The organism is Niabella drilacis, assembly GCF_900101395.1.
Classification (GTDB): domain Bacteria; phylum Bacteroidota; class Bacteroidia; order Chitinophagales; family Chitinophagaceae; genus Niabella; species Niabella drilacis.
Window position 1 is genome coordinate 1 of record NZ_FMZO01000018.1, and the last position, 16,467, is coordinate 16,467.

The window sequence follows — 16,467 nt, forward strand, 5'->3', positions numbered from 1 at the left end:
CTAGTGTTACGACAATTTAATTTAGAAACATTGTTTATATTTGTGTTGAACAACCCCATTATTATGTCAACACAAGTAAAGTTAAGCGCAAAGGAACTTTCCTATTTAGATGAGCAAAAGCGATCAGGCGATTCAAGTTTACGCCGTTATAATCGGATCAATATTTTGTTGCTGCTAAATAAGGGAAAAAAGAATACGGAGATAGAAGATTTTCTGGATGTAGATCGGGTAACGATATGGCGAACGAAAAAGCGTTATTTAGAAGAAGGTATAGAAAAGGCATTGGAAGAAGATGCGCGTAGTGGCCAACCGGCTAAATACACAACCGACCATGAAACGGAGTTAGCGGCATTGGCCTGTGGCCCTTGTCCCGACGGAAGGAAGCGTTGGACAGTACGGTTACTGACAAAGGAAATACAATCAAAACGCGGTTTTGAGACCATCAACAGAGAATCAGTAAGATTGGCGTTAAAAAAAATGAATGTAAACCTTGGTTAAAGAAAATGTGGTGTATACAGCAAATAACTCCGGAATACAGAAAACGGATGTATCGTCTATTGGATTTGTATAAAGAGGGTTATGATCCTCTCCATCCGTTAGTTTGCATGGATGAGAAAAGCAAGCAGCTATTAGCAGACAATAGAAAACCCATAGCGGCACGCCCGGGAAGCCTTGAGAAATACGATTATGAATACAAAAGGAAGGGCACTTGTAACATTTTTATGGCAATAGTACCCAAAGAGGGCATGCGGTACACCAAAGTTACCGATACAAGGACGAAGCGGGATTTTGCTTATTTTGTTTTGGATTTGGTTGACGAGCATTTTTCCAAATCCGAGTATATTCAGTTGGTAATGGACAATCTTAACACCCATTTTGAGGGATCGTTAATTGAAACTTTTGGCAAACAGGAAACAGAAAGGCTGATGAAAAAACTGCGGTTTATCTATACCCCCAAGCATGCCAGTTGGCTTAACATGGCAGAAATAGAAATCAATATAATGGACAGACAATGTACCGGTACAAGAATTGAAAGCAAAGAAAAACTCGCAGAAGACTTAGAAAAATGGACAAAAGAGAGAAACGAAAATAAATGCACTATCGAATGGAAGTTTACAAGACAAGACGCTGACAAAAAGTTATCAAAACATTACGTTTCATAACTAAATTGTCACAACACTAGGGTACTCAAAGCTAAATTCACAACCCCTTCTCTTACGACCAAACAAGTGAACTTTAAACTACGAGGTGAGTCTTTAGCAAACTTCCATTGACTTATAGTAAGTAGATGTTTTATTTCTCGAACAATTTTTTCCAGGTAGATATTTTTATTATTGGAGGCAATACTTCGAACTTTCCCCCTATTATTGAAGTTCACTCTCATATTGACATAATATGAAACAGAATCGCCATTATCATCAAAAAAATTTAATAGAGATGGTTTAACTATCTTTTTGATTTTATTACAAAAATCAGAGTTGACTATTACTGGAAGAATCAACACTTTTTTATTTGGTATAATCTTAACACTTTTAAGCATCCCAGTATCATTTGATTGAGCTTCTATATTTGTAAAAAATAATATGCCAAATATCAAAAAAACAAATACCTTATGTAAATGCATATAGATTATTTAAATTCTACAGGTGACCCTGACAAATTTACTATAATATCCTTCACAGATTGAATCGCATTTGTGGGTGAATATTTTATCCAACCTCCAGGATACTGTCTCGTTCTAATAGTAAGTGCCCCCTCTACAGTAAATCCTTTGGGAGAAGCATAGCCCGACCCCGCATTAGGATCATCATATGACATCAAAGCAAAGCCTTTACTCAAATAGAAGTTCAACCTATTATCCGATAAATCCTGTAATGCAGCACCCATTCTCACTCCAACTCTATTATTATCAGCTAAAAAACAAGCCGCAAAAATCGCATTACCCCCATCTTTCACACTCCCTAACATTTTGCTTAAATATCCAATTTGTTCGTTCACCGCAGCTTTTTTCCCATCGTTATACGATTCTATATTTTCCGAGTATATATAAGGATCCTTCGATAGCGCTATCGCCTCCGAATATCGAAATCCACTTGAAACTGTTTTACCTGACTCTGTCATTTCAGTTCGCCCATGAGTAGAAACAATTAGGTTGTCTAAAGATTTAGATCCAAACTGGGACAGCGCACGAGATGCTAAAGAAAAATTCTTAGCACCAAATACAGCCCAGTTCCCATATGAACCTGCTTCATACGACTTTTTGGTTTGATCGATTACTTTTTGATTACCCGTAATACCAATAAACACATTAGTTGCCCTACGCGTTAAAAGAGCAAAGGCAGCCTGCGCATCACCTTCAGTAAAGCGAATGCCACCATTAATCTCCTCAATTGCCATACCATCGGGATCAATAAATCTTAAAGGATTGTTTATTGCAAAATTGTAAATAGAATACCGCCTAAACTTGTCACTTAAAGGGTCTCCTACATGCCATCTTCCGATCTGCGCATCATAAAATCGTGCTCCATAATCATAATGATCTAAACCTAAATCATTTTGCAACTCCTTACCATTGTACAGATATTTGTTCTGTAGGCTGGCCGTAATATTTTGCGTGGAGATACCTTTCATTGTCAAGCCGAACGGATAATAATGTGTCTCTTCCAATAAAGTTTTATTCTCATCTATCATCGACCGCACATTCCTCAAATGGTCCTTCAGAAAATAATCTGCGGTAAAGGAACTGCTATTGGGCCGGAAACGCCCTTCCTCCATCGCTACATGCTGCAATACATTGTTTTCAAAGATCATTCCATCCCAGACCAAAGGAAGCGGATAAACAAGTAACGGGATAGCACAGGTCAACTATCGCACCCAACTTCGCTACAGACCTACGCCAGAGGGAGGGGTCATAAGTTAAAAGACGTACTTCTTATTAAGCCCCCCTGACGTGGCTTTGTTCCTTAATGTATGGGTTTATCATTATCACCCTTCTTAGAATTATACTCAATACTATCTTGTTCAATCTTATTCTTAAACTCTTGTAATTCTTTTTGCTTAGCGTTTACTGCAAATACAAGGTATAGATAAACAAGTGTTATTACAACTATCAATACTATTACAACCCTTATGATTTTTTTTTTCATTGTTCTTAGTTGAAATTCATAAGCGCATCTGCTTTTAATTTTTCGGTATAGTCATTCTGTTGTTTATTATAAACAGCCCTCTGCTCAGGTGTCATGTTCCTGACCTTAATAGCCTCTTTAACCTGCGCGTGCGTACTTCTGGGTCCTCCGGTTACTGGCAAATTAAGTTTTGTATTAGTATTAAGAACCTTCATTGTGTTATGTGTGCTATTGTTTTTATAAAGATTGTATTTCTCTTTCCCATTCGCAAAATCTGCTTGCGATTGAATAGCGTTTGCTGCAATCATTTCATCTTGCTTTTGAGTTGTAGCGAGAACTACAGGATCAGAAATGTTCGCATTTCCTAACTTGTTCCCTGCCAAAAATTCTGTAATTTGGCCAGACGTCAGTACGCCCTCTGGCAAACCTTTAAAGTTTTCGGCCGTTAATGCTGTTATCGTCACTTCCCCTGAACCAGTTCTACCCGAAACCATATCTGCACCTTTTTCATCTTTTGCTGCCCCCATACTATAAACAAACCAGTTTTTGTCTTTATCTTGATAAATAAGAACCTGATGACCTAATCCTAATGCTGATCTATTATTAATGCCTAAAATGGCTGTATCTCCTAAAGGATCGTTGTATCTGATTGGATTATTATAACCAAAGGCATACAAACTTATAGAATCGGTCGGTTTTGGATCCATCTGCCAAAATCTTCCAATCTGCGGGTCGTGTGTACGGTAAATACTCTCATATAAATTCACTCCCAGTTCCGCAGTTTCTTCATAGCCGTTAAATTTCCTTTTATTTTGTAATGAAGTAGTTGTATTCTGATAGCTAATACCTTTCATCGTCAACCCGAACGGATAATAATGCGTCTCCTCCAGCAGTGTCCTATTCTCATTGATCATCGACCGCACATTCCCCAAATGATCCTTCAGAAAATAATCAGCTGTAAAAATGCTACCATTCGGACGGAACCTGCCCTCCTCCATCGCTACATGCTGCAATACATCATTTTCAAAGATCATCCCACCAACATAGGTGGTTATTTTCTGGGTGCTCCCTTCGCTGACCGTCTTACCCAGTTTGTTACCCGAAGCATCATACTGGTAAACGATCGTCCCTTTACCGGTCACACTGATTTGCTCCGGTAAATTTAAGATATTATACGTAATGCCGCTGATATTCTTGTTCTCATCTTTGGTAAGGTTCCCGTTTACATCATAGGCATAATCATCCCCGCTGTTGGTGCCATCATTAAAATCCCCCAACTGATAGCTGCGGGTATTACCCGCCTGGTCTGTTACCTTTGCCAGCTTGTTGCTGCCCGGCTGGTAGCTGTACACCAGCTGATCCATCAGCAGGGAGCTGCTGCCGGCCAACCCCTGCTGCGTCATGGCTTTAATATTACCATTGTAGTCATAGGCACTCTCCGGGTTGCCCGGGTTGCCATCACCCATCCGGCTGTTAAAGGAACCACTTGCCGTATAACTGCTCCCGCTGTACTCCTTAAAACCCGCATTCATCAGCCGGTTGGCAGGATCATAGCTGAAATCATATCTTCTTATCGGGGCACTCCTGTTCTGCCCCCGCCAGCTCATACCGGATATATTGCCGTTATAAAAAGCCGCGGCATAATTGTTCACTGCCCCGTTGCTTTCTGACGTCTTGTTATTATTGGTCTTGTCATATGCCAGGTCAAAACCAAAAAAGTTGGCCGTAGCGGCGGTAGCGCTGTTGACATAACCCCGGTTCATCCCCAATAGCCAGCCCCGTACATTGTATTCATATGCCTGCGTTTCAGCACCGCAAAGAATAATCAGTAACAATGCTGCACAGGTCATCTATGCACAAACCTGCTACAGACCTGCGCGAGAGGGGGAGGTAGCTGTAAGTCAGTTGGGCACTCTAACAACAGCAAAACAGGTAACCCCTATACTCTTTTAAATACATTTCCCTCCCGAATGAATTCTGAGCCAATCTCAGCGTTTAAATAGGGGATAATAGAGGGGTCATAATTTGCAATGGTATTGACATCATAAATCATTAAATTTTCAGGGTTATCAAGATACTCTTGTGATTCAGTCCCAGACAAAAAGCGCCAACCGCTGTCTTTCTCAAAATTTCCTTCCTCACGATACATATACTTTACAGGCAAACCTTCAACAGTAATCATATCTGACGCATAACACCCCCCCATGGGTGAGATAACTTTTTTTATATCTTCTTTTTTTATCCTAAATATTTTATTGTTCATTAAATTGAAGTTTAATTATCTTTTTTCTCGTATTTATGGCCTCGATTGTTACTCCGACCCTCATACTGATATAAGTCAGGATCATTTTCAGCCTCAATGACTTCTTTTCTTGAACTGCCCCTTTCTTTATGCATTTGCTGCCGCTTCCTCCATTCGTTCCCCGGCTTATGTCCTAAATCTGTCTCACCATCTACTAATGGTTCCCCCGTATTGGGGTCAACCATCTCACCAGCATCATTCCTCGGTTGATTTTCATTAACCTTCTCAAGTGTCTTTTTTCTCGGTTTTACTCTATTATAAGTATTATCCTTTTTTTCTTCTAAAATTTTATTCTCCTTTGGATCTTTACCTCCTTCTTTTACTTCACCTTCCAATGCTTCCTGCATAAGAACAACCATCGTCGTGCCTATAAGCAATATTCCTCCAGCAGCTAACCCCACCGGGCTTTTTGTTGTCAATGTTAATCCTCCCGCAAGTTTTAGTCCTTTGTCAAACGTCCTCATTGCGCCAGATCTTGCCCGTTGTGTTGATCGTTGTGCCGTAGCTTGTTGATTAGCTCTTACTCCCGCTTCATTGTATGAATAAGTCATGTACTCTAACCCTTCTAACTCTACACCATTTACAACTCGGTTTTCTGAAAACGCATATGTGCTATTATGCGGATAATCGTCTGCAAGCGGATCAAGCTGAATAAATCTCCCTATCTGCGGATCATGATTGCGGTATTTAAAACTGTAATAATTTACCCCCAAATCATCGTCGAACTTCTGCCCCTGGAATGTTTTATCCTTATTATGTAATGAGGGCGTAGCGTTCTGCGTAGAGATACCTCTCATCGTTAATCCGAACGGATAATAATGCGTCTCCTCCAGCAGGGTTCCATTCTCATTGATCATTGCCCGCACATTGCCCAGGTGATCCTTCAGGAAGTAATCTGCGGTAAAAACGCTGCCATTCGGGCGGAACCGCCCTTCCTCCATTGCTACATGCTGCAATACATCATTTTCAAAGATCATCCCACCCAGGTACGTGGTTACCTTCTGACCCTGGCCCGTCTCATCAACCGTTTTGCTCAGCTTGTTACCCGCTGCATCATACTGGTAGCTGATCGTGCCCTGGCCCGTAACATCGATTTGCTGAGGTAAATTTAAGATATTGTAGCTGATGCCGGAAATATTCTTGTTTGCATCTTTGGTCAGATTTCCGTTGGTATCATACGTATAATCATCACCACTGTTAACCCCATTATTAAAATCGCCCAATCCTGCTGTGGAGACTCCTCCATCCGTTACGGCAGCCAGCTTATTGCTTAAGCCATTTTCTTTGTACGTGTAAGACAGGTTGTCTATTAACCGTTTACTTCCCTGGTACAGGCCATACTGCTGCATGGTTTTGATATTACCGTTGTAGCCATAGGCCTGTTCAGGGTTAATACCATTTCCCATCTTTATATCAAAAGCGGTATTATTGGCGGTGTTTGTAAAATCTTTAAAGTCGCCTTTTAATATCCTGTTGGCGGCATCATAGTCATAATCGTACCGCCTTATCTCTGCACTGCCTGTTTTGCCCCGCCAGGTCATACCGGTGATATTACCGTTGTACATACCTTTGGTGTAGTTCGCTGTTCCGGGCAAATTATTGATCTTATCATAGGCCAGGTCGAATCCGAAGCTGCTTGTGTTTTGACTGTTGTTGACATAACCCCGGTTCATCCCCAATAGCCACCCCCGTACATTGTATTCATATGCCTGCGTTTCAGCACCCGCCGTACCATTGGCATCCGTGGCGCCCAGCGTCTTGCCCACCAGCTGCCCCAGCTCATCATATTTGTTCACCGCAATGATCTTATCCCCACTGCTCAGCCCGGTGCTGCTGCTTACATTCTTCGTCGTCTTTACCAGCCGGCCTAATACATCATAGGTATTTTTGGTGACCGTGGTTACCGCAATGGCCGCACCACTGGCCTTACTCTCCCTGCTCACGATCGTCAGCGGCTGGCCGCTCCAGCTGTATTGCGTCGTTACCAGGTCGATCCCCGTTGTTTGGTTTTTTGTCTTAACCTGGATGGGGCGTGCCTTATTGTCGTAGATCGTTAACGTATAGATATAATCGGGGGTACCCAGTATATTTACCCGCATACCGGTTACCAGGCCTTTGGTTCGGGTATCTTTCGTGTTCTTTTGTTCGTAAGGAAAATTGGGATTGTCTGCAGCGGCCAGGTTTCCCGCATCCAGGCTGTTATCATAATCGGAAAAGCCGGAAGGCAGCGCCGCGGAATGCGGACTTTGGGTTACCCAGTCGTAGCCATCATAAAACGTCTCTGTTAATACCGTCGCATTGGTCAGCATGCCGGCTTCGGGATACTGTATTGCCGAATTAGTATCACCCGTCTTGCTCATCGCTGCAGTCCAGTGGGTATTGGGAGTACTGCTGCCCAGGTTCACCAACCCCGTTCTTACCGGCCGGTTCAGGTTGTCGTATTGTGTATAGTTCCAGTTGCCCTGGCTCCGCAGGTTCCCGTCCTGGGTCATTACCAGCCGGTCCCGCACATCATACACCATTACAACCGCCCCTGCCCCCGGCACCTGTTTTACGATCATGCGCTGCCAGCCGTCATACTCATAACGGAAACACTGCTCAGCCAGGAGGGTGCTGGTGAGTGTCCAGCTTGCGGCATCGTTCATCGTCTTTACTCCCTCCGGCTGGATCACGCATCTTAAATTGCCCAGGTCATCATAAATATAATAAGTACATAACCAGCCGGCGTGGCCGCTCCCTGTGCCATTGTCTTTGGCTGCCGTAAGCTGTACTTTTTTCAGGATCACCTGTCCTTCTTTATCTTTAAACGCTATGACCTGTTTGCCCTGCTCATCTGCTGTTACATTCTTATACAGCATTCCGGCAAGATATGTACCGGAAGTGGTATAACTGCTGCTGATCGTTGATCCGGGCGTTCCGTTAGCTACCGTCCAGATCCTGACCGCATCGGCGGCCGTGTTGGCCCAATATTTATTTTTGATGCTGTGACGCGTCTCCTCCGTACTTCCCTGGTAACTGCCGGCCCAGCTCTTCCCCGGTGCAAACTGTTCCATTACCCGGCTTAAGGGAGAAGCTTCAAAGACCGTCTGGCTGTAATAATTATCCTCCCCCTGGCTGCCATATCTTCCTTCCATAAATTGCTGATGCTGCGCAAAAGGGTTTAGCTTGAACTGGCCATCGGACAGCGAAGTATTGCCCCCGGCACTATTTGCCGCAAAAGGCGCAAATTGATATTGCTCCCGCCCAAACGCATCATAGAGTACCGGCGTTACCAGGTCTTTAGCCCCGGAGGTATCCTGTATATCGGATCCATTCGTTGCCAGCGCCCCTTTCTTTAGCACCGTTTGTAACGGGCGCCCCAAACCATCAAAATACTGTGTGGCTTCCTTAACCTCGTTGAGCCCTTTTAATGGCAGGCCCGCAGCATCTGTTGTAGGTGCCGTGGCCGTCCAGGTGCGGATATAGTTGACGGGTGTAGATGAGTTGTAGACAGGCAAATTTGTGGGCTGCTGGGCGTATGTCTCCCTACTGCCCAGCAGCAGGAGGACTAACATATATATGTAATTCCGGTTTTGCATAATACAGTTTTTTGTTTTAAAACGTGTTTGCTTAGTTACAGTTTACGGGCTGACCGGCATAATTGTAACAGATCTTTTTGAGGATCCTGCCATTATCGTCTTTCACAAGGTTTAACCGGCCAAAGCTATCATACTCGTAATAAATCGTCCGGCCAGAAGGATCCGTCTCTGAAGTCATGCCTACCAGGGGCATATAGGTATAGGTGGTAACAAGTGCATTTTTAGTACGAGCGTCTATGCGTAATGTATTTAACAAGGTTCTCAAAGTTTGATCATTATTTATAGCAGCATCTATCTGGGCCTGAGTTATCACCGTCCCCACAATAGCATTATCACTGCCCACTATCTTCGCCACCGGATACAGGCCGTCATAACCCCATAAATATACTTCCCTAACATTATTGGATTTTTGCTGTTCGAGAATATTACCACGCGTATCATATTGATCAAATGATACCCGTTGCCTGTAACGATTATCTTTAACAACCGTACCAGAGGATACAGACGCTGATGAAAAATTTACAACCGGAACAACAAATTCGGCACTATAGATTCTATCCGGCTCCAGGTTTGACGCATTGTAGGAGTTAAATACAGAACTAACCGTGCCTATGTCGGTTTGGTTCACTTTCTTTCGAACCTCATGCTCTATCGGCCTATTCAGCGCATAAGCGTCTTGCAGAGCTTTTATACCCGATGATATTCTATCAACACCAGTTACTCCATTAAAGTCATTAGGATACTTTATCAGCATTACAGTAGTACCTGTAGAATTTGTAACAGTGGTTTTAGAAGGTTTTAAATTCTGTTCGTTGTATTCATATACCGTACTTGTCATTAGAGTATTATCCATATCATCTATTTCTTCTGTTACAACGGAAGACAATAGATCATATTCTGATTCGAGGTGGTACCGGCTGTATCTGAAGGCATCAAATTCCGGTACAGTAGCGGTAGAATTTTGACAGGAAACATAATTTTGATGCCGCGATGCAAATGAATAGCTTGCGACGAAGCCATATGTAACACCAGGTTTTTTTACATAGGTATAGGTAAATTTTTGAGATCTTATTTTTTTATACCCCCCAGTACTCTTTTTATATTCTTCAATTCTCAAAGGCTTACCTCGATGTGCAGCATTGCTTAATATCGGCTCCCAGGGATATTTATCGCTCCCAGATAGAAAAAAATAACTATTTCCCGCAAATGCAACATCTGCTCCTATCAGGTAATCCTGAAGGTTGGTATATTCATACAAAGTATACCCAAGGTCATTATTTTGGTCATCAACAGTTCTTTCAGTTACTTTAGAGTAGCCTATGGTATTATTTTGATTCGAACTTAATGGATAATTGGTAGTAGAGTTAACCGTGAGGTATTTACCAGAGCCTTCATATTGCCCCGCCCCTCCCACTTGACTTATACAGTAGCTATGCCAGCTAACATAATCGTTTCTGAATTTTGAGTAGGGCAGCGACGAACGTCCGGTAGAGACTTTATTACCATTTATCAGCTCCGTATAGTCATATAATTTATATGTTCTTTTATCTGCAACAGGATCATAACTGGTAATTTTTTTTACACGTAATCCCCCGTTATCATAATTAACCTGTGGCGTCGGCAGATCACTCCATGGTCGTATCTTTATGGTATAAGTGCATGGAAAGGGCGCGGGAGCATAGGAGAAAAGTCTGTACGATCCTGAACTTAAAGAAAAACTCATCTCTCCAGAGGTCTCAGACATCACCTGATTAGCAGAGACAACAATGGTATTACTATTCAGATCTTTTATATAAAATCCCACGGAAGGACTATTAGGCCCAAATATACATTTGGTAACCTCAAAGGATAATGTAACACTTTGTGTTCCGTTGTTTATTAAGATATCATCAAGCGGCTGATCCGAATTTGACCCGGATGTCGTATATGTTTTTTCCGGATGAAAAACTCTGCTGGGACCATATGTTGTAGGCAATGAGTTCAACTCATATTCAAACTCAGTATATCCTCCTGTTGGATAGCTTATTTTCTTTAATGATCCCTGTTTTGCATGTAAGAAACTGGAGGAACGCCCGTAAATATCACGACGGTTTATATTGTCAATTCGTTCATCGGTTATGTACAAATTTTGTAACAATGAGCTATAGCCATTTCCATTGTAAAAACCCCACCAATCCTGCTCCGACGAAAACCGATTAGGCAATCCAATTGAATTTTCATACTCAAAAGTGTAAGAGCCTAATTTATTATTATTCTGACCTATCTGATCCACAGCCACTAAAAACAATCTTCTATCCTTGTATGTGTTGGGAGACATATATCCTGGATACATTGCAGGTTCTGGCTCAGAAGAACAATCCACCTGTTCTGGAAGATAACTATTATTGCCAATAAAGTATTTATATCGCAGTATAACTTCCTCGATTTTTGCACCATTATTATCTTCCACAATAATTTTATCCAAAAATTTATCACCATATATATCACATCGACTAGCACCTGTGATAAACCGGATAGTGCCACCAGGAAAATCTATCGACTGCAGGCGTCTCCCCTGCGTTGCTTTCTGTACTTGATAGTTTTTCATCTCACTTACAGGGTCAACTGAGGGGGTAACGCCCCCCGGACAGGATTGTGATGCGTCCTGAAAGGTTTTCGTATCTGAATTATATATGTGATCTACAAAATAGCTAGATTCATAATTAAAGTAAATAAAATCCCCGTTGGTCATTTTTATCTTAGTCAACAACCAACTCTTCGGAGTCCCTGAAGGAATATCTCCTGGCGAACCATTATCAAGCACTGTCGCGCCACTTACTCGTCTGCTCCAATTTGTCATTTGTTCCTGCTCTTCGAAAATATATTGCGTGCCATCTAAGTCAGTAATTATCCAACTTGAAATATCAAGCGTAGGAACACCTGCAGTTGTTATTTTCAGCTTTTGATCATACATCTGTTGTATGCTTCTGGAATCGTCAAAAAAGAACTCACCAGACTTACCATTAACATTGAAGTAAAATATATCTGGCTCGCTATCCAAGCGACCATCGCATACAGCTTTTAGCTCACAGGCAGATGGAGTAATTAAGGCGTTTGTATTTGAAGGACTTGTATTAAACCTGCCATTGATAGATAAGTCACTAACACCACGAATAGATTGGCTTATGACTCCTCCAGAAACTAACGCCCAGGACATACCTACCCATGACGCGGCCTCTGTAACCTTAACCCCCCCGCTGTGATACATTAGCTTAATCGGGAATTCAACACCTTTACCCTTTATCGTATAAACGGGTAAAGAAATTTCAGGAAGCCCATTGAATTTTGACACCGGACTTTCTGTGAATTTTAAAAGACTTCCTACATTGGGCGAAGGGGGGATAAGTGTTCTTACGCCCACCGGCACTTGAGAAATGACAGTAACTGTAGTTAGCAGGATTATAGTCAAAAAGAGGGTTATTTTCATAAATATTTATATTTTGGTAAAGTTTGAAAAATCATACATCTTTCATTTCAAATCGTTTAAGCTCATAAAGATGCCAACATCGAACGGCAATCTTAGTAACAATAACCTTTCCCATTTTTTGCACTTTTATTGCGCATTTGCAATGCTTTGGTGGTTTTCTACATCTCAAGCTGGTTCGGCATTAACTTCCCCAATATTTTCAGCAATACCATTTGTTCCGCTTCAACTTTTTTCGACAACCTCCCTTACTGACAATACATCTTTAAACCGCCGTTTAAAGGCTCAAAACTTTCTTTGTCAAAACTAAACCCACCCTTATAAATAAACAATACGTATAAATGCGTAATTTTTGACAATTGCCCCCCCCCGCACATACCTGATCCGTTTTCATTATTAACTTTATCCGCAATCAAAGTATCCAACATTATGAATCGCCTGCTGCTGATCCTGCCGTTTCTTTTACTCCCAGCCTGTGCCCCCGCCCAATACTACAATGGACAGGTGCGGATCGATTCGCCCGACCGGTCTTTCATCTTCCAGGTTACAGATGCCGCGCCCCGCCTGCATTCCATCCATTTTTATACCTGGTTTAAATCGGGGCATATCTACACTATCGAGGGCAGTTACTATGGCAGGCTGCTGCACGGTTATTTTAAAGTAGTGGATCATGAACACCGCCTGGCGGAAGAAGGCAGGTATAAGCGGGGAGCAAAAAAAGGCAAAGCTATTCTAACCCGATTTTAACCGGGCAATAATGACACTACATTTTCAACCACAAGTCAGCAATAAAACCGGCATTCCCGGATTTCACCCTGTCACGAATTTCAATAACAAATCCCTCATCCGCCGCCCCGCGCTGCGCCTATTCTTCACAAGACAGTTTTACCCCCGGCATGACAGTACATGACGGCCTCTTATCCGGGATGCATTACCTTACGGTCCGGATCATTTGCCTTTGAACTTTAAACAATGATTGATATGTACCGGAATAGCGTGTTCCTCTTCTTCTGGCTTATGGCAACCGGGTGTTTTCAAACAGCAACCGCCCAGCCAAAGACCTCGGTGCTCAGCCATTTAAAGGCCGGGTTTGTTCATCCCCCTGACACCGCAAAACCAGGCGTTTACTGGTATTTCATGGATGGTAATTTGTCGGCCGAAGGGATCCGCGGGGATCTGAAGGCCATGAAAAAAGCCGGCATCGGGCATGTAATATTCCTGGAGGTAAACGTAGGCGTTCCCAGGGGAAAGATCAACTTCCTGAGCCCGGGATGGCTGTCCCTGTTTCAACAGATCGAACAGGAGGCCCGGAAACAGGAAATTGCCATTACGCTGGGGATCGGCCCGGGATGGGCCGGGAGCGGTGGCCCCTGGGTTGCTCCTGAATACTCCATGCAACACCTGGTGAGCAGCAGCACCACAGTAACCGCGCAGGACCCGGCACCGGTAACCCTGCCCGTTCCGCCCCCCAAGCCGCCGTTCTTTGGCGAAGGCGCCTTAACGCCTGGGCTGACACAAATACGGAACCAATTCTACAAAGACGTAGCAGTGCTGGCATTCCCGGCCCCGGTAGCAAAAACGCCTATCGCCGATGTGGATTACCGGGCGCTTTACTACAGGGCGCCATTTAGTTCTGCCAAAGATGTACCGGCCTATTACCCGCCGGTTACCGGCAGCAAAATACCCGGGAAAAATGCCGTTCAAAAAAATACCGTCATCGACATTACCGACCGCCTGACACCCGATGGCAAACTCAACTGGAAGCCGCGTTCCGGCACCTGGATCGTGATGCGCTTCGGGGTAAGGAACAACGGCGCCGTAACAAGGCCCGCACCACTGCCGGGGTTGGGTTTTGAAGCCGACAAACTTGACACCACCGCGTTGAACCGGCACCTGGATTTTTATGTAGGCAGGATCCTGGAGGCGATCGGCCCGGTTGACCCCAAAAGCAAAGGCGGCCTGAAGTATCTCCACATCGACAGCTGGGAAATGGGCGCACAGAACTGGACAAAGGATTTCCGGCAGGAATTCATAAAACGCCGGCACTATGATCCCCTTCCCTTTTACCCCGTGTATGCCGGCCAGGTTATTGGCAGCGCGGAGATCAGCGACCGCTTTCTCTGGGACCTGCGCAAAACCGCGATGGACCTGGTACTGGAGCGCCACGCCCTGCATGTAAAAAAATATGCTTACCGCAACGGACTGCGCTTGTCCATTGAGCCTTATGATATGAACCCCACGGCAGACCTGGAGCTGGGTGCCGTTGCCGATATACCGATGTGCGAGTTCTGGAGCAAAGGCTTTGGCTTTAACACCCAGTTCAGCTGTGCAGAAGCCACTTCCCTGGGCCACCTGCAAGGCAAACCTGTGATAGCCGCAGAAGCATTTACCGCCCAGAACAATGAAGCCTGGAAGCAGTACCCGGGCTCCATGAAAAACCAGGGCGACTGGGCTTTTGCCGCAGGCATTAATAAATTCTTCTATCATACCTACCAGAGCCAGCCGCTGGCCGATTCTTTAAAACCCGGTATGACCATGGGGCCCTACGGTGTACAATGGAACCGCAACCAGACCTGGTGGTCAATGGCCGATGGTTATCATCAATACATTGCCCGCTGCTCCTACCTGTTGCAGCAGGGGAATACGGTTGCGGACATCCTTTATCTTACACCGGAAGAAGCCCCGTTCGTATTTACACCTCCGGCATCGGCCTTAAAGGGAGATGCGGACCTGCGGGACCGCAGAGGATATAATTTTGATGCCTGTCCGCCCGGCCTGCTCGCAAAAGCCCGTGTGGAGAACGGCCGGATCTGTTTCCCCGGAGGCGCCTCCTATTATTTGTTGGTATTACCCCGTTACCCGGCCATGTCGGTTCCGCTGCTGCAAAAAATAACCCGGCTTGTACAGGAAGGCGCCACTGTTATAGGACCGCCTCCCCAGGAAGCACCGGGGCTCTCCGGTTACCCTGCAACCGATGCCACCGTCCGCAAGCTGGCGGCCGCATTGTGGGGACCCCTTCCTCAAAAAACAGCGATGACGGCACGCACTTATGGCAAGGGACGTATCATCTGGGGAAGTGGCCTGGAGCAACAAATGGATGATCTTTATTGTGACTACGAGGTACTGGCCGGCATCCTGCAATCCGGGAATATCAGCGAAAATTTCAGCAGCGATCAGCCACTGCGCTATACACAAAGACAGCTGCCCGGTACCGATCTTTTTTTTATCTCCAACACCACCGGGGATGCATTAACAGCGGAGTGCCGGTTCCGGTCGGCCAAAAAATATGCAGAGCTTTGGGACCCTTTGAACGGCAGCTTTATGCCGCTGCAGCCATTGCGGAGAGAAGGCCGGCAGGCAGTACTGAACATCCCCTTCGGATCCGCACAAAGTTATTTTATCATTTTTACCGATAATCCCGGCAATCCGGCAAATGCGCCCGGGAAAGGAACGGCGCAAACCGATACCCTTTCCGGGAGCTGGAGCGTTGCATTTGACCCTAAATGGGGCGGCCCCGCCCATACCCGTTTCAGCCGTTTATCCGACTGGAAGGAAAACGCCGATCCGGGTATCCGGTACTATTCCGGCATGGCCGTATACCGGAAAACATTTGATGCCCCGGCCGCAATTAACAGCAACAGGACTGTTTATCTTGACCTCGGGAACGTGAAACAGCTGGCAAGGGTACAACTCAACGGGCAGGATCTCGGCGTATTATGGACCGCTCCCTGGCGTGTAGATATAACCCGGCAGCTCCGGGCAAAAAACAACCAGCTGGAGATCACGGTGGCCAACCTCTGGATCAACCGGCTGATCGGTGATCAGCAGTGGCCGGATGACGGCGTTCAGAACGGGAAATGGCCGGCCTGGCTGCTTGAGGGCAAACCGAGGCCCGGAAAGCGTTATACCTTTACTACTTTCAATCCTTATAAAAAAGACGATCCGCTGATCAGCTCCGGGTTGCTGGGCCCTGTTACCCTCATAAAAGAGCCGTAGGGC

9 protein-coding genes and 1 pseudogene are annotated in these 16,467 nt (G+C 44.7%); 3 read left to right on the forward strand and 7 right to left on the reverse strand.

Annotation, left to right across the window (positions count from 1 at the left end; all coding sequences use genetic code 11):
- Window positions 1-63 precede the first annotated feature (63 nt).
- Window positions 64-1,163 (forward strand): annotated as a pseudogene (locus BLS44_RS22025) (IS630 family transposase).
- An 8-nt stretch (window positions 1,164-1,171) separates the two neighbouring features.
- Here the strand turns inward: BLS44_RS22025 and BLS44_RS22030 are convergent.
- The 7 genes from BLS44_RS22030 to BLS44_RS22060 all read right to left on the reverse strand — a co-directional run bounded on the left by BLS44_RS22030 (window position 1,172) and on the right by BLS44_RS22060 (window position 12,471).
- Entirely contained in the window at window positions 1,172-1,624 is a 453-nt protein-coding gene (locus tag BLS44_RS22030; RefSeq protein WP_090392498.1) for a hypothetical protein, read from the reverse strand.
- 5 nt (window positions 1,625-1,629) lie between these two features.
- On the reverse strand, window positions 1,630-2,826 hold the full coding sequence (locus tag BLS44_RS22035; protein ID WP_245729356.1) for an RHS repeat domain-containing protein: 1,197 nt from the start codon (window positions 2,824-2,826) through the stop codon (window positions 1,630-1,632).
- A gap of 137 nt (window positions 2,827-2,963) precedes the next feature.
- On the reverse strand, window positions 2,964-3,146 hold the full coding sequence (locus tag BLS44_RS22040) for a hypothetical protein (RefSeq protein ID WP_090392502.1): 183 nt from the start codon (window positions 3,144-3,146) through the stop codon (window positions 2,964-2,966).
- 5 nt (window positions 3,147-3,151) lie between these two features.
- Window positions 3,152-4,657, reverse strand: a complete 1,506-nt coding sequence (locus BLS44_RS22045) for an RHS repeat domain-containing protein (RefSeq protein WP_176954518.1) — start codon at window positions 4,655-4,657, stop codon at window positions 3,152-3,154.
- A 407-nt stretch (window positions 4,658-5,064) separates the two neighbouring features.
- Window positions 5,065-5,388, reverse strand: coding sequence for a DUF2185 domain-containing protein (locus tag BLS44_RS22050; RefSeq protein WP_090392508.1), 324 nt, complete (start codon window positions 5,386-5,388; stop codon window positions 5,065-5,067).
- 11 nt (window positions 5,389-5,399) lie between these two features.
- Window positions 5,400-8,981, reverse strand: coding sequence for a DUF6443 domain-containing protein (locus BLS44_RS22055; RefSeq protein ID WP_176954519.1), 3,582 nt, complete (start codon window positions 8,979-8,981; stop codon window positions 5,400-5,402).
- Between the two features lie 55 nt (window positions 8,982-9,036).
- Window positions 9,037-12,471 (reverse strand): RHS repeat protein, encoded by a 3,435-nt coding sequence (locus tag BLS44_RS22060; RefSeq protein ID WP_090392513.1) that lies wholly within the window; start codon window positions 12,469-12,471, stop codon window positions 9,037-9,039.
- A 426-nt stretch (window positions 12,472-12,897) separates the two neighbouring features.
- Between BLS44_RS22060 and BLS44_RS22070 the strand changes: the two genes are divergently transcribed.
- Together BLS44_RS22070 and BLS44_RS22075 are read left to right on the forward strand one after the other, a co-directional pair.
- Window positions 12,898-13,215 carry a hypothetical protein gene (locus BLS44_RS22070; RefSeq protein ID WP_090392518.1) on the forward strand — a complete coding sequence of 106 codons (318 nt, stop codon included), beginning with the start codon at window positions 12,898-12,900 and terminating at the stop codon, window positions 13,213-13,215.
- 234 nt (window positions 13,216-13,449) lie between these two features.
- Window positions 13,450-16,464 carry a glycosyl hydrolase gene (locus BLS44_RS22075; protein ID WP_090392655.1) on the forward strand — a complete coding sequence of 1,005 codons (3,015 nt, stop codon included), beginning with the start codon at window positions 13,450-13,452 and terminating at the stop codon, window positions 16,462-16,464.
- Window positions 16,465-16,467 lie beyond the last annotated feature (3 nt).